The organism is Salinivibrio sp. VGrn1 (genome assembly GCF_009377995.1).
GTDB classification, from domain to species: Bacteria; Pseudomonadota; Gammaproteobacteria; order Enterobacterales; family Vibrionaceae; genus Salinivibrio; species Salinivibrio siamensis.
The window spans coordinates 309,974-332,552 of sequence record NZ_SATA01000001.1; the positions used below are offsets into that span (position 1 = coordinate 309,974).

Consider the following 22,579-nt stretch of genomic DNA (forward strand, 5'->3'; position numbering starts at 1 on the left):
CATGACACAGTCACCAGACAAACCGTTTGCGGCGTCCCCACCTTTAACGAGGTGCTCGGGGTGCGATCTGGTGTTACAACCGAGCCAAACTGACTCCGATCACCTTGCTATCTGCCCACGTTGCGCGACCAAGCTCGCGCACGGACGACGGCTGTCTTTTAATGGAGAGATAGCCTTGGCACTCACGATTTTGGTGCTGTTTCTTCCCGCTCACCTTCTGCCGCTCCTTTCCATCGATTTGTTGGGAAAAACCATCACCACATCCGTGCTTACCGGCGCCAAGATTCTCTGGTCTTCATTCCCGTTTGTCGCTAGCCTCGTCGTATTCTGTGCTTCATTTGCGCCGCTTTTGTTCACCTGTGCGTTATTGGTGATGCACCTGTCTCGACGCCAACAATCCATCCGCTGGTTTCGCCCAGCGGTACGCGTGATTGCGCACAGCCGACACTGGGTGATGGCGGATGTTTTAATGGTCAGCTTAGCCATCGCCTGTTTTAAAATTCAAGACTACGCCACCTTGCACTTTTCCGTGGGGCTTGCCTGCTATGCGACGATACAAATACTACTATCGGTTTTACTGGTGCGGGTAAACACGCAAAGATACTGGGATGCCTTTACTCGCCCAGCACCACAATCCGAGCCGTCCCCTCTTATCCGGTGCAGTCACTGCGGCTTAACACAAGGGCACCAGAAAAGCGCTCACTGTCGTCGATGTCATTTACCGCTTCACCGCCGAATGGTTCGAAGCGAGCAAAAAACCTGGGTCTGCTTAATTACCGCTACCATTTTTCTGTTTCCGGCCAACCTGTTCCCAATCTCCATTTTGTTCTCCAACGGCATTCGACTTGAAGACACCATTTTTTCGGGCGTCGCGAGTCTGATTAATAATGGGATGCCAGGCATCGCTGCGATCATTTTTACTGCCAGCATCGTCGTGCCCGTAGCAAAGATACTAGGGCTAGGTTTGATATTAATAAGCTTACGGTGCACCACCGCCATCACACCACGTCAGCATATGTGGCTATACCGAGGCGTGAAATGGATTGGAAAGTGGTCGATGATGGACTTATTTGTGATTGCGTTTATGGTCGCCTTAGTCGATCGTGGTCGCATTATGGACTTTATGCCTGGACCGGGTGCCATTGCATTCGGCTTGGTCGTGGTATTAACCATGCTTGCCACTGAATTTCTTGATACGCGTTTGATATGGGATCATCATGAGCGACAAACAAGACATACCCTCACCGATCGTTAAAAGCAGCTATGGCTTGTCTCCCCTATGGATACTGCCTGTATTGGCCTTGCTGATGGCCGCTTGGCTCCTGTTTCAATCCATCAGTGAAGCGGGGCAACGGATTCAAATTGTGTTCAGCGATGCGCAAGGCTTGGAGGCTGGCCAAACCACGATCCGTTACCAAGGGTTGGAAGTGGGTAAGGTGCGAAATATTACACTCGCGGATGACTTGGACGGCATTTATGTTGACGCCAATATCTATCCAGAGGCGACGCAACTGCTCACAAGTGGCACCGAGTTTTGGCTTGTGAAACCACGCGCCTCGATCACTGGGATCAGCGGCCTCGAGACCTTGGTCTCAGGCAACTATATTGCCTTACAGCCTGGCAGTGGTGACCCTAGCCTATCCTTCGTCGCGCGTGACGAACCACCGACAGATATCGCAGAAAAAGCCGGCACAACCGTCAAGCTACACGCACCGACATTAGGCTCACTGAATGTCGGTTCGCCGATTTACTATCGGAAAATTCGTGTCGGCGAAATTTACAGTTACCGGCTTGATCAAGATTCGCAAGGGGTGACGCTCTCCGCGTTAATTGAGCCGCAATTCTCGCATTTACTCAAACAGGACTCACGCTTTTGGTCGATCAGCGGTGTAAAAGCCAATGTTGATGTGTCGGGTGTTGATGTGCAGCTCGAGAGTGTGGCGAGCTTGATTGCCGGTGGCATTGCATTCGACTCCCCGAAAGCAAGCCCAACACTTGAGGACAATCGCCCTTTTCAGCTTTACCAAAGCCTTTCGCACGCCGCACGCGGTCAATCGATACAAATAGCGCTCCCTGAACAACATGGGCTGCCCGGCGCGGGGACGAAGATCACCTATCAAGGATTAGAAGTAGGTGAAATTACCCACATAGACGTCGCGGCACAGCAAAAACGCCCAGTCGCGACCGCACACATTGACCCCAGCATGACCTGGCTGCTCAACCAAGACACCTACTTTCAGATAGAGCAGCCCCAAATTGGTTTTGATGGACTAAAGAACCTGGGTAATTTAGTCCTCGGCAACTACTTGACGGTCCAACCTGGTTCGGCAGATGCTGATCCCGCGATGCCTGACAATGTGTTTACCGCCCGAACCTGGCACCAACAGCAAAAGCAACTGACCGGTGCCCTCACATTAACCTTAACCGCAGACGATGCATACGGCTTAACCTCCCACACCAAAGTATTGCATCGCGGCATTCAAGTGGGCTTTATCGACCGTGTCGCGCTCAATGAAAGTGACAATGTCACTTTAAAGCTATTGATTTATCCAGAATACCGCCACTTAGTGAAACAACAATCGCAGTTTTTTATTCTCGGTGGGATCACGGGCGAGCTCAGTGGTGACGGTCTCAATGTGGTCGTGCCAGCGATGGAACAAATCGCCGACCCGGCTTTAAGCTTTACCAGCGAAGGGGCGAAAGGCGTCAATGAGACGTATCCACTTTACACCTCCCCTATTCAAGCGAAGCACGCCAAGCAAGATGCACGCGGTGAAACACGCTTTACCTTAGTGGCGAGTCGTATGCCTGGTGTGAGTGAAGGCAGTCCCGTGATGTACCGCAATTTTGTGGTCGGCCAAGTGGAAGGATATCAGCTTAACGGCAACACTGTCTCCATCGCCATTGCGGTGAGTAATCGCTATAAGCATCTGATTAATCCACAAACCGTATTTTGGAATCAATCTGGGCTGGATATCAAAGCCAACCTCAGCGGCGTCGAAATTAATACAGGCTCGTTGCGTTCACTGGTTAACGGCGGTATCGCCTTCGGCACCATGCCTGGTATTAGTAATAAACGAAACGGAGATTGGAAGCTTTACCCCTCAAAGCAAGAAGCCGCTCAATACGGTGTAGATATTAGGCTAAGGGTTGACCAGGCTAACGGGGTAAAAGTGGGCAGCGCGATCCGTTATCAAGGAGTCGATGTTGGCGAAGTGATCACCCTAAGCCCCGACTTCGACCACGAAAACGTGACCATTCAGGCTCGTCTCTACCCTGAATACAAAAATGCGCTTGCGCGCACCGGCAGCTATTTCTGGCTCACTCAACCCGTCCTCAGCCTGACCAAAACAGAGAACTTGGACTCACTATTTGGCACCTATATCTCGGTGGTCCCCGGCGAGGGTGACTTCACCCAACAGTTCACCCTCCATGACTCGCCCAAGTACCCAAAAGGGCTGACACTCATCCTGGAGAGCGACGCTCGCCACTCTATCGCCCCTGGCACACCGGTATTACATCGCGATATCGAAGTGGGTATCGTCTCTAGCGTTAGATTAGGCGAGCTGTCTGACCGAGTCATCTTCGAACTACAAATCGCGCCTCAATATGCACACCTGGTTCGTGAAAACACGGTCTTTTGGAACGAGTCCGGGGTCGATGTCTCCATTGGGCTAACGGGTGCAGATCTCAAAAGCGGCACGATTGATAGTTTGCTGAAAGGCGGTATTGCTTTCTCAACCCCGGACGATCAACCTTTGCAGCCAGTGGCCAATGATCATCGTCACTTCTTGCTGCACAGTGAGAGTAAAAAAGTATGGCAAGAATGGCGAACGGCTATTCCAACACCATAAGCTGCTTGTACTAAGCGACCCTCGATATGCTCGCTAAAAAATCAGGGACCTCAACGCGCTCGCTAGGTCCCTGATAATACTTATCCTTTAACAAAATTGTGTCACAAACTGGCATGTCGCTATTGATAGACTACACTATAGGAATCACAACCTAAATATTGGCATATGGCTCCTTGAGCCTTTTCCCTGAACCCGGAACAGGACGTTCCGGGTCTTTTTTTATCGGGAATTTGTGACACCGTCACTTGTTCAGGTAAATGCCGTCCTGTTCAATACGAATTTTACGTTGCTTATAAAGCCCACCCAGTGTTTTCTTAAAGGTCGCCTTGCTGGTACGAAAGAGAGAAAAAATAGCGTCAGGTGAGCTTTTATCATTAAGTGGTAAAAAGCCCCCTTTGCTCTCTAGCATCTTAATCACTTTGTCACTGAGATCGTCAACCCGCGCTTTACCATGTTTTTGTAATGCCAGATCAACTTTGCCATCCTCACGAACGGTTTTTACATAGGCACTAAGTTTTTTGCCGATAAACAGCTTACCGAACGCTTCAGCGCGATAGATAAGCCCCCAATGCTGGTTATTCACCACGCACTTAAAGCCAAGGTCGGTGATGTCAGTAATGATCACCGAGACCTTATCGCCGACTTTTACCTGAGGCGGCTCCTCACTGATAAACTTATTGAACTTGCGGCTAGCAACAATACGCCCGGATGCCTTGTCGGTATAAACCCGCACCACATAGGGTTTTCCCTCCTCCATGCGCGTACGTTGCTCGCTAAAGGGCACCAACAAATCTTTGCTTAACCCCCAGTCGACAAACGCCCCGACCGTATTGACGCCAACACAGCGCAATGATGCAAACTCACCCACTTGCGCATAGGGCGTTTCAGTCGTGGCAATAATCTCATCTTCGGAGTCAAAGTAGATGAACACATTGAGCGTATCACCAACACGGGTATTCTCAGGGACGTAACGGGTCGGCAGCAAAATATTGCCAAAGTCATCGCCATCAAGGAACACGCCAAAGTCTGCCTGTTTCACCACTGATAGTTTGTTGTCTTGCCCTAGTTTAATCATCGTCTCAGCGCTGTAGAAAATAATGCCCGTGAGTATACGCAATTTGCGTTTAACTTGCGTCTCTTATTGGCCTAGTCGATGGAAAAATCGTCAAACGCCTGAGTGAGCTTTAGGTTGCGGATACACCCTCGAGAAAGACCGACAGCTGTTGGTTGATCAACGTATGAATATCCAACGGACTAAAGTCAGCAAAAAGAATTTGCCAGACAGCGGAGACGATCGGCGCGCCTGCCAAGAGTTGAGGACAAAGCTCCCCTGTACCCGATTTAAACTCACCTTTTTCCTCACCCTCTTTTAGGCACTGCTGAAAAGCACGCATCCCTGGGGCAACAATGCTGTGGTAGTAAAATGATCGAATGGCTGGGTTATTTGGTCCCTCAGAAATAAGCAGCCTTAAAATAACCTGAAAGTCATGACCAGATAATAGCTGACCAAAGGCGTTGACTTGCTGACGCAGTCGCTCTGAGGCACAGTCTGTCTCGCCCGCCGCAACATGCTTTACCTGCTCGAGTGCGGGCTCTATCACATGCCGTACCACACCATGAAAAAGCTGCTCCTTGTTTTTGAAATATAGATATACCGTACCTTTCGCGACACCGGCTTGCTTGGCAATATCATCAATGCGTGCTCGCTCAAACCCATGTTGATCAAACGCGGCTAGCGCAGCGTTAATAATATCTTGCTGCCGTCTCACCTGAGATCTGGACAACGCCTTAGAGGCTGTTGAATCCTGCTCCATATCATCACCTTACCCAAGCTATCAAACCTAAACAGTACCAGTGACTGACTAGTCATTGCAAAAATGACCACCTGGTCATTGTAAAAATGACCAATGAGTCATATTATGACTATCGAGTCATTTGATGGCCAGGTCGTCAAAGACATTATTGAGGCAAGTCGTAGAGGGAGAAACGCGATGACTATAATCACTAAACAAACCATACAATTCGCGTTATATAGCGGGTTGGTGCTCATCGTCATCGGCTTACTCAGCGCTTGCAATCCCAAGCAAGCGCCAGCCACACCTCCCCCTCGTACTGTCAAGGTGATACAAATAAAAGCAGCGCATGATGGGCAGCATCAATATGCCAGTGGACGTATTCAGGCGGCTGAACAAGCAAACCTTTCCTTCGAAATCAGCGGTAAAATCCGCACTCTGGAACTTGCGTTAGGTGAGCGAGTAAAAAAAGGTCAGCGACTTGCCAGACTTGATGCGCAAGCGCTTGAGCTCAATGTGGAGGTGGAAAAGTCAAACCTTAAAACGGCCCAAATAGAGCGCAATGATGCCTCCCGCCAGTATCAACGGCTAGCAGCACTGTTCGCCCAAAAGCTCACCTCCGCCTCGGCCGTCGATGAAGCAGAAGCTAGGCTAGAGCGCGCCACCGCACAGTTATCCCGTCACCAAGCGAGCCTGGCTAAAGCACAACGTCAGCTCGCTAAAGCCTCTCTCTATGCCCCTTTTTCTGGCCTTATCACCAAACAACTGGTTGAACAGTCAGAAGTGGTCATGGCTGGGCAGCCGATAGCGGCAATGGCCAACCCTCAATCACAGATAGAAGTTAAAACCTGGGTACCCAGCCGTATTCATGATCACCTCTCAATGGGCGATACAGCGACTGTCTCTTTGTCACTGATAGAACAAAGCGTCCGCGCCAACGTTACGCAGATCGGCATGGAGGCCAATCAACTGGGGTTATTTCCTGTCATTGCTCAGTTGATCGAACCACCGGCATCCTTCCATCCAGGCATGTCAGTCTCGCTGCAATGGGATCTGCCAAGTCTCCATTCTCGCCCTGTCGTGCCATTAACGGCCATCGAGCTGCTTGATAAAAACCATGCCCGTGTTTTCGTTGTTGAGCACCCCGACGCCAATAAAACACGTCTTAAAGCACGCATCATTAAAGTGGGAGCGCTTAGGGAGACTGAAGTAGAAGTCCTGTCAGGATTAGCTGTCGATGAGTGGGTCGTCGCCAAAGGCGTCAATCTTCTCCGCGAGCACCAAGAAGTCTATACCGCCGGTGCTCACCTAGCCCGTTATAATCACTAGGTCTTCGCGCATGAATATCTCTCAACTAGCTTTTCAGTATCGCCCCGTTATCTTCTTTGTCAGCCTTGTTTTAATGGTATTTGGCGCAGTCAGTTACTTTTCCCTTCCTGCCAGAGAGGACCCTAAAATTCACATTCGCGAGGCGATTGTTACCACGAGTGCACCAGGCCTGACCGCCAACCGTATCGAATCACTCGTCACGCAGCCTTTGGAAGAAGCCGTGCTATCTATTGCTGGGGTTGACGAAATACGCTCTATTTCCTCTGATGGGCAGTCCATCATCTATGTGAAAGCCTACGACAGGCTCACAAAGCTTGACCAAATCTGGGATGAGCTCGAAGAGGAGGTACACAAAGCATCGTCTCAGCTACCTAAAGAGGCCGCTAAACCAAGCGTCAACGACAGTTTTGGCGATGTCGCCGTGATTACTCTCGCATTGACAGGCAACGACTTTTCACTTGCCGAACTGGATGACTTCGCTGCCCATTCACGACAACAATTACTCACGATACCTGGTACACAGAAAATCGACATTATTGGTCGAGTGCCGCAGCGAGTATTCGTGGAACTATCACTCTCTCAGATGGAAACATTGGGGCTTTCCCCTTCTGTCATTGCAAAGGCAATCGCCAGTCAAAACACCTTGAGCCCAAGTGGCCGCATCCACATCGAAGATACCACACTGGCGATTTCATCAAGTGGTGAGTTTGCGTCCATCCAAGACATCCGTAACGTATTGATCCCAATCGGCAATGACGCGGGGTCGATAGCACTCGGTAATATTGCAGATATTTCTCGAGGATATGTCGACCCTGCGCCGAGGCGTGCTTACTTTAATGGTAAGCCAGCGATTGTGCTGTCAATGATGATGCAACCTGAACAAAGCGTGTTGAATTATGCTCGACAAGCAGACAAGGTAATTGCAGACGTCAAGCAGAGCCTTCCTGTTGGGGTGAACCTCGATCGGATTACCTGGCAAGCCGATCAAGTGGAAAACGCGGTATATGGCGTGTCCGCAAACGTCATTCAAACGCTCGCTATCGTGCTCGGCGTGGTTATTCTGTTTCTCGGTGTCAAAACCGGATTGATTGTCGGCGCCATTGTCCCCGCCGTCATGCTAACCACGCTCGCCATCATGTACTTTCTCGATATGACACTCGAACGGATGAGTTTAGCTACACTAGTGATCGCACTCGGCTTACTTGTCGATAACGGTGTCGTCATCGCCGAAAACTTTAAGCGCACGCTTGCAGAAACCCAAGATAGAGCCCTCGCATTAAAAGAAACAGGTAGTGAACTCGCACTGCCGCTACTTTCCTCGTCTTTAACGACTATCTTGGTATTTTTACCCCTCATGATGGCCGAGCACCCCTCGGGTGAGTACACACGCAACATATCCTTGGTAATTGCGATTTCTTTGACCGTATCGTGGCTACTGGCGATGACAGTGACACCGACGCTTTGCTACTTGTTTTTACCACCCCCTAGTTTGTCACCCAGCGACGCCCCTCGCCCTTCTTTGTCACTTTTTAACCGAATAGAGGGCTATTATGCGGTGTTGCTCAAAGCGGTGTTACGCCACCGTCTTGTCTTCGTCATTGTCATGTTCGCCTTACTGCCCGCTGGCGGTTACCTCATCAAAAGTACTCCCGCCAAATTTTTCCCTGACAGTGATCGCGCTCAAGTGCTTATCTACGTCAATTTACCTGCGGGGAGTTCATCACAAACCACATCCGCCCGTATCACGGAGATGATGGCGATGATTCAAGATAAAACACGTTACCCTAGACTTGGCGATCTTGCCGCGTATGTCGGCTTTGGTGGCCCACGATTTGTTCTCTCTCTCGCGCCGTTAGACCCAGCACCCAATGTCGGTTTTATCGTGGTCAATGCCAGGAACAAACAAGCGGTTAATGAAGCTATTCCACGGCTAAGAGAGAGCTTTCGACAACGCTTTGACGACGTGGAAACACGGGTATCAGGTATGTTCCTCGGCCCCTCAGACCCTAATGTGATTCAAATTCAGGTCAAAGGGCCAGACAAAGCCTACCTCGTTGAACAAGCGAAAAAACTTGAACACACCTTGGAAGACATTCCTCATACCATTGATATCTGGAGCAATTGGTATAATCCCGTCAATCGAGTGCAAGTCAATATTGAACAGCATTTGGCGCGCCAAGCAGGGGTTACACCGACAGATGTGAGTGAGTCACTGGCACGCTTTTATAATGGTCAAACATTGTCAGCATTCCGTGATAACAATGATGTGTTTCCGATTCTACTTCGCGTGATGGAGCCTGAACGGCGCAATCCGGCTCGGCTAAAAGATGTCCCCATTTGGTCCAGCGGTGCTGATACTCCGATCCCCCTTGCACAAGTTGCCACCATTGACATGGTGTCAGATTTTAGCATGATCCACCGTGAAGATCTGGAGCCAACCATTACGGTTGAAGCACGTAACCTAACGATGTCCCCCGAGGATATGGCACCAATACTTCAACCCCAGCTCGACGCCCTGCGCGCCCAGCTGGCTCCAGGTCATCACATTGAATTTGATGGCATTGTCAAAGATGCCAAAGTAGGCCGAGCCGCAATATTCGCTGGCTTCCCCCTCTGTATTGCCCTGTGTCTTCTTCTGCTTGTCGCACAATTCAATGGATATAGGAGGCCTATCATTATCTTATTAACCATTCCATTGGTTATTATCGGGGTGGGTATAGGTCTCACCATCATGAAGGCGTCATTCAGTTTTATGGTTATTCTTAGCCTATTGGCATTGGCCGGCATTATTGTCAACAATGCGATTGTGATGATCGAGCGGATAGACATTGAGCGAGGGCTGAGAAATACGTCAGATCGTGATGCCATTATCATTGCCTGCTCGCGGCGCCTTCGGCCGATCACCATCACCACAGTGACCACCATCGTGGGCTTGATGCCGCTCATTATTAGCAAAGACGTGCTTTTTTATGGCTTGTCGGTGAGTATTGCTTTCGGGTTAATCGTCGGCACCATACTGACGTTGGTAATGACACCCGTGCTTTATAGTTGGTTGTTTCGTATTGATACATCTGGTGACGAATCGGAGGGCGAAAACACATGAGGCGTTATAGCAGAACATGATATATCCCTACATTTTATCCCTTGTTAGCGGCTGCCAGGCTGTTAGGCTTAAATGATTAACCTAAAGGGGGATGCATGGCAGTATTTGATGGTGAACATATTCGGTTTAGCTTTAGCCAATTAGGAAACGCATTGGGTAAAGCAGTGACCCCTACGCCTTTGGACAACGGCCGGCTTCTAACATACAACGCCGCGCTAGCTGATGAACTCGGCTTAACGACGGCAGACATTCACAGTGAACGCTTTCGTGCAATTCTGTCTGCGGAGACGCCGCTTGCGGGCCGCAAACCCTTTGCAATGAAATACACAGGGCACCAATTCGGCCAATACAACCCTGAGCTCGGTGATGGTCGTGGGGTGTTATTGGGAGAGTGGCGTGATGATAATGGCACACTCTGGGACTGGCATTTAAAAGGGGCGGGAAAAACCCCCTATAGCCGCCACGGCGACGGGCGAGCGGTGTTACGATCCACCCTCCGTGAGTATCTCGCGAGCGCAGCCATGAAGGGACTCAACATCCCTACCACGCAGGCATTAGCCATGGCCACCAGCGATACCCCGGTGATGCGCGAGCGCATCGAGACGGCAGCAACCTTACTTCGGGTCTCGGAAAGCCACGTGCGTTTCGGCCATTTTGAGTACTTGTTTTACAGCCAACAGCACGATGCACTGGGTACGCTGGCCGACTATGTCATTGCACGCCATTTTCCTGAGCTTGCCGAGGCCGAGAAACCTTATGCCGCATTGCTACAAGAAATTGTCGAGCGCACAGCAGAAATGATTGCCAAGTGGCAAGCGGTTGGTTTTAACCATGGTGTCATGAATACCGACAATATGTCGATTTTAGGCCAGACCTTCGATTATGGCCCCTATGCTTTTTTGGATGATTTCAACCCGAGCAATATTTGTAACCACACTGATTACACGGGGCGATATGCCTTTAATCAGCAGCCTGCTATCGCGCTATGGAACCTCTCTGCGCTTGGCTACGCCTTTACCCCACTGCTTGAAAGTGACGTGATTAACGACATTCTAGGCGGTTATGAACACCATCTCCAGGTAGCTTACAGCAAAGCCATGCGCGACAAACTAGGGTTGTCCGATGCACAGCAAGGGGACAGTGATTTGTTCAACGCGCTTTTTTCATTGCTCGAATCTCAACAAGTCGACTACACCCTTTTCTTTCGCAGGCTCAGTGACATCAAGCAAGAGGCGCTATTAAGTGCAAAGACACTCAGCCAGTTTAACGACCTCGTATCAGATGCCGATGCCTTAACGGCTTGGTTAAGCGAATACCACCAACGGGTGGCAGATCATGACGACAACACTCGCCTCGCTGGCATGCAGGCAACCAATCCTAAGTTTATTTTACGTAATTATTTGGCCCAGCAGGCGATAGAGGCGGCAGAACAAGGTGACATGCAGCCAACTCACAATTTGATGACAGTACTGGCTTCCCCGTTTGCGTCACATTCCGCGCTTGACTCCCTCGCTCGGCGTCCAGCCGATGAAGAGAAAGATATGACCCTTAGCTGCTCCTCGTAACCTAAACGTGCGCCTGAGTCATGTGCCACTGAGGCGCTCATCATCACTTCACTAAAATACGCCTCGGTGATCACCGCTCTGACAAGAAAAATCCAACAGATGTCACATTGATGCTTTCATAGGCGGCGTTTTTTGCTATCTTACTGGCTTCGCAACAGAATAAGATGTGAGGAAGGCTGTCCTCTATGCCACTGAAAACCGATGAGCTTCGAACACGTGTGGTTGATACCATGCCTACGCCTGCAGAGGTGGAAGCTGCCCACCCCATCAACGACAATGTTGCTCACCATATTACCGCCGCACGACAGGCGATCAGTCGTATTCTCAATGGCGACGATACGAGGCTGCTAGCGATTGTTGGTCCCTGCTCTGTTCATGATCCCGACGCGGCCCGTGATTACGCAGCCAAGCTTAAACCGCTCGCCGATAAGTACAGCGACCAATTATTGGTGGTGATGCGCACGTATTTTGAAAAGCCACGTACGGTTGTCGGTTGGAAAGGCCTTATCAATGACCCGCACCTTGACGGAAGCGGTGATATTCGTGCAGGCCTGTTTACGGCGCGTGAGCTCCTACTCGATATCAACAAAATGGGACTGCCGACCGCTACCGAGTTTCTCGACATGATCACGGGTCAGTATATCGCTGACTTGATCAGCTGGGGAGCGATTGGCGCCCGCACGACAGAATCACAAATTCATCGTGAAATGGCCTCTGCACTCTCCAGCCCTGTTGGCTTTAAAAATGGCACAGACGGCAATATCCGTATTGCCGTCGATGCCATTCGCGCGAGTAGAGAGTCCCACCTTTTCTGCTCACCCGACAAAAATGGCAGCATGACCATTTATCGAACCGCAGGCAACCCAGATGGGCATGTCATTTTACGCGGCGGTTATCAGCCGAACTATTACGCCGACGATGTGAAAGCCGCCGCGCAAACGCTAAGCGATTTCAAATTGCCTGGTAAGCTTGTGGTAGACTTCAGCCACGGTAATTGCCAAAAGCAGCATCGCCGCCAGCTTGATGTATGCGCGAATGTTGCTGATCAGATCCGCCATGGCGAGCAAGCGATTGCCGGTATCATGGCTGAGAGCTTCTTACAAGAAGGCAATCAAACCATGGGTGACGAGCAATCACGCGTTTATGGCCAGTCGATCACTGACCCCTGTCTGGGATGGGCCGATACCGAGCGCTTGCTCGAGCAACTCGCTGATGCCGTCGCGGCGCGCAACACCCCATAATGACTGACGATTTATCGGCGTGACTGGCTCACGCCCCAATTAGGAAAAGACTATGCCTTCATTTGATATTGTCTCTGAAATTGACAACGTTGAGCTAAAAAACGCAGTGGACAACGCCAACCGAGAGCTTGCAACTCGCTTTGATTTTCGTGGTGTTGAGGCCAGCTTCGAACTCGATAAAGAAACCGTGAAAGTAACGGCTGAAGCGGATTTTCAGGTTAACCAAATGATGGACATGTTGCGCAGTAATCTCGCCAAGCGTGGTGTTGATGCACGCGCAATGGATATCCAAGACATGGTTCACTCTGGCAAAACCTTTTATCAGCAGGTGAAATTTAAAAACGGTATTGAAACGCCTGTCGCGAAGAAGATCACCAAAGCGATTAAAGATGCCAAGATGAAAGTGCAAACCCAGATTCAGGGCGAGCAAGTACGTGTCACCGGAAAGAAACGGGATGATTTGCAGGCAGTGATTCAATTAATCAAGGAAAGTGACTTTGAGCAGCCTTTCCAATTTGAAAACTTTCGCGACTAACCCCGAGCACTTGTTATCGATAGCATAAAAAACGGGCCTGTTAGACTTAGGCCCGTTTTATTCGGCAGCGCGTGTCAGTCGCTAAGCGCTTTTTCGTGACAACACTCGCATCATACTACTTGTACTTGCTTTTGATTTCCTCAAGCGTGCCATCAGCGGTCGCTTGATCAATGCCCGCTTGTAGCTTTTCAACATAGCTATCTGGCGTGTTGTTACTAAAGCTATAGTAGAGCTGAGACTCATCCAAGACATGAACTACTTCAAACTGGCTGGTGTCAATATTGTTTTGGCTCATAATGAAGGCACTGACGTTTTCCTCGTACGCCCACATATCAACTCGGCCCGCCGCCAATTGTTTGGCGAGTAAATCCGCTTTTGGCGAGAGGCGTAGCGCGCCTTCATCGACACCCATTGAGCGTAACAAGTGCTCACCGACGTCATCGCGTACAACGCCGACTTTATAGTTGGCAAAGTCACTCGCATTGTCGATAGTGATCCCTTTGCTTTTAGGGGCCCAGACAACAATTTTTGTGTCTGTAATCGGCCCTACCCATTTAAACTTATCTTCCCGTTCATCCGTCCGTGTGGTTGAAAACAATACGGTATTGGGCTCAGACAGTGCCGTGGCATAGCCACGTGCCCATGGCTGAATCTTCACTTGATCTCGGCTTACCGGATCACCTGCTGCTTCTGTTGCAGCTTCGAGAAAATCAACCGCAATTCCCTTTAACTCACCGCGCTCTTCATAGTTAAACGGCGGATACACCTCAGTGATATAATCAAGATCGCCTAAGTTTGCAGCGACTGTGGTGGTTGAGAAAACCAGCAAGCTGGCGGCAATGAGTGACTTCATTGGACTACCTCTTTTAACCTTCCATTAAATGTGCTCAGCCAACATTATTATTATTAGCTCATACCAAATTGGGGAAGCTGAATAGGATAAGGCGTGGCCTTGTCACTATTCGCTCACCACCTCTAGTGTAGTCAGCTTCCATGTCCCGTGCGCAGTTTTGCCGGAGGTTGTGATCTAACTTCCGTTTTTTCTATGTACAAACGTTTGAATAATCAGACAAAAATGAGCCGTTCAGCGCTGATAACAAATTTAAACGCTCTCTCATATCCCTCTGCCGATCCCGCACAATCAAGTAAAAAAGTTGAATTAGGTCACCATTCATGCCTAAACTTTGTCCCCAATTACAGCGTAATTATGGGCTATCGCAGACCAACGCCTTTAAAGCGTTTCGCAAGGGATCATTTTTGCCACGAAGGCACCAGATAACGCCCAATACTCATCATCGACCTAATTAAAAGACAACATCGAGTCTGATCATTCATGAATAACCAAAAACGTCCTCTCTATATTCCCTATGCGGGACCAGCCTTGCTAGAAACGCCATTGTTGAATAAAGGAAGCGCATTCAGCGTCGAAGAGCGTAAGTTTTTTAACCTCGAGGGCTTATTGCCTGACGCCATCGAAACGATTGAAGAACAAACTGAGCGTGCCTACCAACAGTATCAGCGCTTCGAGAACGATATCGACAAGCATATTTATCTACGCAACATCCAAGATACCAACGAAACGCTTTTTTACCGGTTAGTTTCCAACCATATTACCGAAATGATGCCCATCATCTATACTCCGACGGTAGGCGCAGCCTGTGAGAACTTCTCCAATATCTATCGCCGAGGCCGCGGGCTTTTCATTTCTTACCCTAACCGCGATCGCATTGATGATGTACTTAATAACGCCTCTCGTCATAACGTCAAAGTGATTGTTGTCACCGATGGGGAGCGTATTCTCGGACTCGGCGATCAGGGGATTGGCGGCATGGGCATCCCGATTGGTAAGCTATCGCTTTACACAGCTTGTGGCGGGATCAGTCCAGCCTACACACTCCCTATTGTGTTGGATGTCGGTACCAATAACCCACAACGCCTTTCTGATCCCATGTATATGGGCTGGCGTCACACCCGCATCAGCGGACAAGAATACGATGCCTTTATTGAAGAGTTTATCCAAGCGGTTCAACGCCGCTGGCCAGATGCCTTGATTCAATTTGAAGACTTTGCACAAAAAAATGCTATGCCGATCCTAGAGCGATATAAGGATAGAGTCTGCTGCTTTAATGACGATATTCAAGGTACTGCCGCGGTGACTGTTGGCTCTTTGATTGCAGCGTGTAAAGCCGCAGGTACTAAGCTCTCCGAGCAACGCATCACATTTTTGGGCGCTGGATCAGCCGGTTGTGGTATTGCCGAAGCGATCATCGCGCAAATGGTATCTGAAGGTATCTCCGATCAAGAGGCGCGCGCACGTGTCTACATGGTCGACCGTTGGGGGCTATTAATCGATGCCATGCCTAACTTACTCGACTTTCAGCAACGACTGGTGCAAAAGAGCGAGGCGCTCAACCACTGGCAGTTAGAAGACAGTAACATTTCGTTGCTCGATGTCGTGCGGAATGCGAAACCGACCGTATTGGTCGGCGTCTCTGGCGCACCTGGATTATTTACCGAGGATGTGGTGAAAGAAATGCATGCCAATTGCCCACGTCCTATCATTTTCCCTCTCTCTAACCCTACCAGCCGTGTGGAGGCGACGCCCTTTGATATTTTGCGCTGGACTGACGGCCAAGCGCTGGTTGCAACGGGGAGTCCGTTCGAACCAGTTCGTTTAGACAATGGCAAGACCTTTCCTATTGCACAGTGTAATAACAGCTATATTTTCCCAGGCATTGGGCTGGGCGTGTTAGCGGTTGCTGCATCCCGGGTGACAGATGGCATGCTGATGGCCTCATCGCGCGCTTTAGCTGAGTGCTCGCCATTAGCCAAGCGTGGCACAGGCGCCCTGCTACCGTCGTTGGAAGATATCACGCAGGTATCAAAACGCATCGCGTTTGCGGTTGCGAAAGAGGCTATTGCTGAGGGGGTTGCCTCAGAACTGTCTGACGAGGCCCTTAAAAAGCGTATTGAAGAGAGCTTCTGGTCACCACAATATCGTGCTTACAAACGGACCTCTTTTTAACGCGAGCCTAACAGAAAAAAGCGTCTATCCCGGCGCTTTTTTTGCTATTATTCCATCTACTTGCCCGCACACGTGACCCCGAGTGCGGCTTAATTCGCGCAAAGGTAATAAAACGCACCATGGCTCTCCAGCGCCTTTTTCGTCGGGCGATTTTCACATTGATTGGTTTTACTGTGGTCACCGCTATCGTGATGGCCGCCAGTGATATCGCGATCACGCTTAATGCCAAAGGCCGTGTTTATCAACAAGCTGAGACGCTACCCGCTCGGCAAGTCGGCTTGGTTCTGGGAACCAGTAAGTATATTGGTAAAACACCCAATCCCTATTATACCTACCGGATTGAAGCCGCGGAGTCGTTATATCATGCGGGTAAGATTCAGCACCTTTTACTCAGTGGCGACAACGCGCACCGCTCGTATAATGAGCCCTGGACGATGAAGCGAGATTTACGTCAAGCAGGGATCCCGGAAGAGACGATTCACCTTGACTATGCGGGTTTTCGAACGCTGGACTCCGTTGTCCGCGCGAAAACCGTTTTCAGTTTGGCGCGCTACACCGTGATCAGCCAACAGTTTCATTGCGAGCGTGCGTTATTTCTCGCCGATGTAAACAATATTGATGCTATTTGTTACGCTGTACCGAGTCCGCAAGGCTGGGCAGGCGTCAAAATTCGCGCACGTGAAGTATTAGCAAGAACCAAAGCGGTACTTGATAGCTTTATTCTCAACGTCAAACCCAAGTTTACCGGCCCAAAAGAGCCAATCAGTGGCGTCTCAACGTCGAACGACTAACCCCAATATCGACCAGTGCCGACCCAATCACAATTTTCACATTACTTTAATCATTTGTTTAAAAACCTGCCTGCAATCGATTAACACGCGGACTATTTAGGCGTATATTAGCCGTCGCTTGGAGGCCCACTGTCGCCCAAATGGCAGTAACCCTACCCCTATCAAGCACCTAAAAACTCAAAGCAAAACATTATAAAAAAACTCAATAACGTTTAAAAAAGGACGCCCTATGGATGTGCAAACCCTTTCCTCCCGTGCGTCGGGGCTGGATAGAAAAGCGTGGATCTTGTTTGCTGACATTGCCCTGTTTTTCATCTTGTATAACACCCTGCCGTTTGAAACAGATGTCACAACCGGCCTAAGCTTACTGATATTCATTGCCGTGTTATGGCTTACTGAAGCGATTCATGTCAGCATCACCGCGATCCTGGTGCCCATTATGGCCGTCGCGCTTGGCGTGTTTGAAACACCCGCGGCGATGTCAAATTTTGCTAATCCCATCATTTTTCTCTTTCTCGGTGGCTTTGCCTTGGCAGCCGCGCTGCAGGCCCAAGGCCTCGATCAAGCCATCGCCAATAAAGTGCTCACGATTGCGCAGGGCAAAATGTCAGTGGCCGTGATGATGCTGTTTGGGGTCACCGCCGCCCTTTCCATGTGGATCAGTAACACCGCGACCACCGCCATGATGTTGCCATTGGTGTTAGGCATTTTACACAAGGTGAACAATCAAAAAGATCATGGCACTTATGTGTTTGTGCTCTTGGGTATTGCCTATTGCGCGAGCATCGGCGGCATAGCAACCATTGTCGGTAGTCCCCCTAATGCGATTGCAGCGGCTGAAGCTGGGCTTAGCTTCGCAGATTGGATGAAACTAGGCCTGCCTGTCACTCTGATATTGCTCCCCGTCGCGGTTATCGTCTTGTATGCACTGACCAAGCCGAACCTTAACCACCGTTTTGAAGCGGATCAGCGTGACTTCACCTGGAGCACACCTCGCGTGATCACGCTTGTGATTTTCGCACTGACCGTCAGCGCTTGGATTTTCAGTAAACCATTGAATGCCATGCTCGGTGGCCTGAGCAAATTTGACACCATTGTGGCGTTATCTGCGATTGTCTTGCTGGGGGCGACGCGGGTTGTAAAATGGAAAGAAGTCGAAAAAACCGCTGACTGGGGCGTGCTGTTACTCTTCGGCGGCGGAATTTGCTTGAGCAATGTTCTCAAAGCAACCGGTACGAGTTTGTTTCTCGCCAACCACCTGAGCAATGCACTGACAGGATCTGGGCTATTTTTCACCATGCTAGGCGTGGTGGCATTCGTGATCTTCTTGACTGAGTTTGCGAGCAATACCGCCAGCGCCGCATTATTGGTACCAGTTTTTGCCACCATCGCCGAAGCATTGGGCGTGTCGCCAGTCGCACTTTCTGCGCTGATCGCGATTGCCGCGTCGTGTGCCTTTATGCTGCCCGTTGCCACGCCACCAAACGCCATTGTGTTTGGCTCAGGGCATATAGAGCAACGTGATATGATGCGTGTCGGCTTATATCTCAACATCGTTTGTATTGCGGTCTTGGCGATTTTCACTCGCCTATTCTGGTAATCACTCTCCCACTACCTGGTGTTTGCACCAGGTAGTGTTTTTCACGCCTTATCAACCATCAAAATTGTTTCATCCGAGTTTCAGGTTTACACTAGCGCCACGCTAAACAACCCGTAAATAACTATGGCATTTGCAGAAATTACAGGCTGGGGGAAGTGCCTTCCGCCCGCGGTGTTGAGCAATGACGATCTCAGCACAATTTTAGAGACCAATGATGAATGGATTCGCTCACGCACAGGTATTGAAGCGCGCCGAGTGAGTCATGTAGAAACCTCAGAGCTCGCCACCGTTGCCGCCCAACGCGCATTAGCGGCGGCAGGCATTGAGGCAAGCCAGCTTGATCTGTTGATTGTAGCGACCTGCTCACCAGACACGCTGATCCCCAATATTGCCTCCAAAGTGCAAGGCAACTTAGGTGCACTTCGTGCCGCTGCATTTGATATGAATGCCGCTTGTACCGGGTTTTTATACGGATTAGAAACCGCAACCAAGATGCTCCAAGCTGGCCACTATCAGCATGCACTCATTATCGGCGCAGAGCATTTAACCTGGTATTTGGATTGGAGCAAACGCGATACCGCCGTGCTATTTGGTGATGGTGCCGGCGCGGTCGTGGTGAGCAAAAGCGAACAGGAAGTGGGGCTACTTGACGCGCAACTTGGTTGTGATCCAGCAGGCCGTGATGTACTCGCGATCCCTGCCTTTGGCACCGCAATGGATCGCTTCGACCCGGACAATGGCTATTTTGCGTTTGATTTTATCGGCCGTGATATTTTTAAACGCGCGGTTAAAGGCATGGGATCAGCGGCGAATCAGGTGTTAACACGGAATCAGCTTAATGCTGACGGTATTGATCTGGTCGTACCACACCAAGCCAACAAACGGATTATCGAAACCTTATGTGAGCACGCTGGCATCGAGTTAGATAAGGCGTTTATTAATATCCAGCGCTATGGCAATACCTCAGCAGCCACGATCCCCATCGCTTTGTGCGAAGCAGTTGAGCAAGGGGCGGTCAAGCCACATAGCCAGCTACTCACCGCGGCATTTGGCGCTGGCCTGACTTGGGGCGCAGGCTTAATCCGTTGGGGCGAGCGTACAACGCCAATCGCTGAGTCTGACGCAGCGTTACCGCCAACCGATAAAACGGCACTTGAATTACTCGACAACGCCATTCGCCATTGTCAGCATAAAAAACCAGAATAAAATGTCTCACCACAAAGCCGACTTGCGTCGGCTTTGTTATTGGCATCAGGTTAGGTGTAGGAAGGCAGCGCCACGCACCCCTCCCGCATCACCGTGCTGCGCTTTGACAATATCAGGGGCGTTAGCCGCAGACAGTAGGTGTGCCGGTAAGCGTTCAGGAATAGCTTGATACAGCTCATCAAAGTTAGATAGACCGCCACCAAGCACGACCATGTCTGGATCAAACGCGGTTAATACGCCTCCCAGAGCCATGGCTAACACATCAAAGAAGCAGTCAACAAATGCCACCGCATCCGGTTCACCTTGGCGATACTGTTCGATGATTTCGATCGCTGACAACGGCTGATAAAAGTGAGCATAAAGCTGTTCAAACCCACGCCCAGATAAATAATTGTCCAAGCAACCTTTATTCCCACAACCACACGCAAACATCGGCGGGTTATCACCCAACCTTAGCCAGGCATCAATCGGCATGCGCATATGCCCGACTTCACCCGCCATTTGGTTTTTGCCATTAATGACTTTGCCATTGATCACCAAACCACCACCAAAGCCTGTGCCCAAGATTAGCCCTAACACGGTTTTCGCCGATTGCGCTTGCGCATCCCATGCTTCTGACAACGCAAAACAATTGGCGTCATTGCTAATACGCACTTCGCGCCCGACGCGTGCTTGTAGATCAGCCCGTAACGACTGTCCATTCGCCGCGGGCACATTGACGGTCAGCACCGTTCCATCTTCTGCTTGAGAGCCTGGAATACCAATACCAATGGTTCCTTTTTGCCCTAACTCCGCATCATACTTTTCCACCAACCGCACCAATGTGTCGATTAATGCGGGGTAATCTTGCGTAGGTGTTGGGTGACGCTCGGTCGCAACACGATTGAGTTGTTTATCGAAGGCGCCAAATTCAATTTTTGTGCCGCCCACATCAAAGCCGTAATACATGGCTAAGCCACCTTAAATTGTCGTTATTTAACCAGATTATTCAGCAAACCAAGGCAAAAGTCCGTGATTAGCCCCAAGTTTCGTTGTTTTCCAACCAGACTTTTCACTCAGGTGTCGGCATCATTCACAAGGGGTCGGTCATCAAGAAAGCGCGTCAACGCATTGTCTTCCGCAAGGTGTTTTTGTCGTTTGCCTGCGAGGTATCGCTCACGAAAGACATCGAACCATTGGTTTAAGTAATCTGCCGCCTTGTGCTCTTGATTGACAGCAAGCACTTCCGCAGCCACTTCTGCTGTCGCCAGTTGGTTTTCACCGTGAGCATCGCGCACGCGATACCGAGATAATGCCTGAGGTTCAATACTTAAAACCGGAAAGTGATCAAGCCAAGGGCTTTTACGAAAGATTTTTTTCGCCTCCCGCCAAGTGCCGTCAATGATGATAAATAACGGCCGCTTCGCGCTGTCATGGATACGTGCTGGCGCCGTCATACGCGTCGGGGATGTGTACTGAGCAGGAAAGACAACATAGGGTTGAAACGCTGAGCGGGATAACAACGCCAACATATCAGGATCAGGTTGCGTACGTGACCAGATAAACGCGTAGGTATCCGCGACGCAGTCAGCAATCAAACGCCCTGTATTACTGGGTTTTAGCACCTCATCATCGTACATGAGTAACATGAACGCGGCATGGGTCTGGCACGCTGCTCGGTACTCACACACACAGAAATGACGAACTAACATGCATGATGGGCAGCGGTCTACACCGGCGCCACGTGCGAGATAAGGACGCGTTGCACGGGCCAAACGGGCGGAATAAAGCGCATGAATAGCGTGACGCGGGGCGGATTGGCACATGGTAAAATCTGAGGTTGTAAATGGACCGCCTAGTATACCGAACTGAGGTTTGCTGTCAGTATCGCGCGGCCAAGATCACAAAAGCAGAGGAAGACAGGCATTAAACGGTAACCGCCAGGGCTTGTCACTAGCGCAGCTCGACCATGGCACCATCAAAAAGGTTTTTTACCAAGGCAACGTACTCTTCGAGAAAGCCTACCTGCTCTGCGGTCACTGGTTGCTCCCACCGACCCGCCAGCACTTCTTCCATATCTTCAACCACACGGTCAGCCTCTCGTAATATGGTGAAGCGCAATGCAGACGAAAGCCCAGGATTTTGCTCGCAAATGGTCATAATATTAGAGGCGACCAGATCGTGCACAATATCGGCAATGGTGTCATCGCCAATGGCTTCACCCGGTTTTTCAAACACAGAGAGATTAAACGCAAAATGTTCGATCAGTGCTTGATACCCGTCTGAGTCTACTACCATGATTACTTGTCCTTAGACTATTCAACTATCGCTATTGTACCGTGCCCGTCGGCTATTTGCGCCTATTGAAGGCGAAATTAGAAAGCGAGTCACGCTTCGCAGTGCTTAGCGCACTGTATACTATAAACTGATCATCGTTCTATGACATGGTGTCTGCTCACATCGTCCTCTTCCCTTTCAGTCTGGCTCGAATAAAGGGGCCGAGTGGCAACGTCAAATCATACAAACGACTGACGCCAGTCTCCTTGCAGTATAGTCCG

General features: G+C 50.1%; 17 protein-coding genes. 11 read left to right on the forward strand and 6 right to left on the reverse strand.

The window, feature by feature from the left end; translation table 11 throughout:
• Position 1: 1 nt before the first annotated feature.
• Together EHW56_RS01410 and EHW56_RS01415 are read left to right on the forward strand one after the other, a co-directional pair.
• On the forward strand, positions 2-1,255 hold the full coding sequence (locus EHW56_RS01410; protein ID WP_152798969.1) for a paraquat-inducible protein A: 1,254 nt from the start codon (positions 2-4) through the stop codon (positions 1,253-1,255).
• Positions 1,218-3,854: a PqiB family protein gene (locus EHW56_RS01415; RefSeq protein ID WP_152798972.1), complete on the forward strand. Its 2,637-nt coding sequence runs from the start codon at positions 1,218-1,220 to the stop codon at positions 3,852-3,854. Before EHW56_RS01410 ends, EHW56_RS01415 begins: the two co-directional genes overlap by 38 nt.
• A 241-nt stretch (positions 3,855-4,095) precedes the next feature.
• Here EHW56_RS01415 and EHW56_RS01420 read toward each other — a convergent pair whose 3' ends face one another.
• Together EHW56_RS01420 and EHW56_RS01425 are read right to left on the reverse strand one after the other, a co-directional pair.
• Positions 4,096-4,929: a S1 RNA-binding domain-containing protein gene (locus EHW56_RS01420; RefSeq protein WP_152798975.1), complete on the reverse strand. Its 834-nt coding sequence runs from the start codon at positions 4,927-4,929 to the stop codon at positions 4,096-4,098.
• A gap of 109 nt (positions 4,930-5,038) precedes the next feature.
• Positions 5,039-5,668: a TetR/AcrR family transcriptional regulator gene (locus EHW56_RS01425; protein ID WP_152798978.1), complete on the reverse strand. Its 630-nt coding sequence runs from the start codon at positions 5,666-5,668 to the stop codon at positions 5,039-5,041.
• A gap of 177 nt (positions 5,669-5,845) precedes the next feature.
• On the opposite strand from EHW56_RS01425, the gene EHW56_RS01430 reads away from it, so the two are divergent.
• The 5 genes from EHW56_RS01430 to EHW56_RS01450 all read left to right on the forward strand — a co-directional run bounded on the left by EHW56_RS01430 (position 5,846) and on the right by EHW56_RS01450 (position 13,420).
• Positions 5,846-6,976: an efflux RND transporter periplasmic adaptor subunit gene (locus EHW56_RS01430; RefSeq protein WP_172969943.1), complete on the forward strand. Its 1,131-nt coding sequence runs from the start codon at positions 5,846-5,848 to the stop codon at positions 6,974-6,976.
• A 10-nt stretch (positions 6,977-6,986) separates the two neighbouring features.
• Complete coding sequence (locus tag EHW56_RS01435) at positions 6,987-10,079, forward strand: efflux RND transporter permease subunit (RefSeq protein ID WP_152798984.1); 3,093 nt, start codon at positions 6,987-6,989, stop codon at positions 10,077-10,079.
• Positions 10,080-10,174: 95 nt separating this feature from the next.
• Complete coding sequence (locus EHW56_RS01440) at positions 10,175-11,644, forward strand: YdiU family protein (RefSeq protein ID WP_152795137.1); 1,470 nt, start codon at positions 10,175-10,177, stop codon at positions 11,642-11,644.
• A gap of 185 nt (positions 11,645-11,829) precedes the next feature.
• Positions 11,830-12,885: a 3-deoxy-7-phosphoheptulonate synthase gene (locus EHW56_RS01445; RefSeq protein WP_152798987.1), complete on the forward strand. Its 1,056-nt coding sequence runs from the start codon at positions 11,830-11,832 to the stop codon at positions 12,883-12,885.
• 52 nt (positions 12,886-12,937) lie between these two features.
• Entirely contained in the window at positions 12,938-13,420 is a 483-nt protein-coding gene (locus tag EHW56_RS01450; protein ID WP_046073201.1) for a YajQ family cyclic di-GMP-binding protein, read from the forward strand.
• Between the two features lie 115 nt (positions 13,421-13,535).
• Here EHW56_RS01450 and EHW56_RS01455 read toward each other — a convergent pair whose 3' ends face one another.
• Positions 13,536-14,273 carry an ABC transporter substrate-binding protein gene (locus EHW56_RS01455; RefSeq protein ID WP_077577797.1) on the reverse strand — a complete coding sequence of 246 codons (738 nt, stop codon included), beginning with the start codon at positions 14,271-14,273 and terminating at the stop codon, positions 13,536-13,538.
• A 480-nt stretch (positions 14,274-14,753) separates the two neighbouring features.
• Between EHW56_RS01455 and EHW56_RS01460 the strand changes: the two genes are divergently transcribed.
• The 4 genes from EHW56_RS01460 (at position 14,754) to EHW56_RS01475 (ending at position 20,042) form a co-directional block, all read left to right on the forward strand.
• The gene (locus EHW56_RS01460; RefSeq protein WP_152798990.1) at positions 14,754-16,445 is read left to right on the forward strand and encodes an NAD-dependent malic enzyme; all 1,692 of its coding nucleotides are present in this window, start codon (positions 14,754-14,756) and stop codon (positions 16,443-16,445) included.
• 119 nt (positions 16,446-16,564) lie between these two features.
• Positions 16,565-17,236, forward strand: coding sequence for a vancomycin high temperature exclusion protein (locus EHW56_RS01465; protein ID WP_077606177.1), 672 nt, complete (start codon positions 16,565-16,567; stop codon positions 17,234-17,236).
• Between the two features lie 229 nt (positions 17,237-17,465).
• Positions 17,466-18,836: a DASS family sodium-coupled anion symporter gene (locus EHW56_RS01470; protein WP_152798993.1), complete on the forward strand. Its 1,371-nt coding sequence runs from the start codon at positions 17,466-17,468 to the stop codon at positions 18,834-18,836.
• Positions 18,837-18,953: 117 nt separating this feature from the next.
• Positions 18,954-20,042, forward strand: coding sequence for a ketoacyl-ACP synthase III (locus EHW56_RS01475; RefSeq protein WP_172969973.1), 1,089 nt, complete (start codon positions 18,954-18,956; stop codon positions 20,040-20,042).
• 45 nt (positions 20,043-20,087) lie between these two features.
• Here the strand turns inward: EHW56_RS01475 and nagK are convergent, their stop codons facing one another.
• From nagK to EHW56_RS01490, 3 genes are all read right to left on the reverse strand, one after another.
• Positions 20,088-20,990 carry an N-acetylglucosamine kinase gene (nagK, locus tag EHW56_RS01480; protein WP_046073198.1) on the reverse strand — a complete coding sequence of 301 codons (903 nt, stop codon included), beginning with the start codon at positions 20,988-20,990 and terminating at the stop codon, positions 20,088-20,090.
• Between the two features lie 107 nt (positions 20,991-21,097).
• Entirely contained in the window at positions 21,098-21,847 is a 750-nt protein-coding gene (locus tag EHW56_RS01485) for a tRNA-uridine aminocarboxypropyltransferase (RefSeq protein ID WP_152798996.1), read from the reverse strand.
• A gap of 127 nt (positions 21,848-21,974) precedes the next feature.
• Positions 21,975-22,319, reverse strand: coding sequence for a DUF3802 family protein (locus EHW56_RS01490; protein WP_046073196.1), 345 nt, complete (start codon positions 22,317-22,319; stop codon positions 21,975-21,977).
• Between the last annotated feature and the right edge of the window lie 260 nt (positions 22,320-22,579).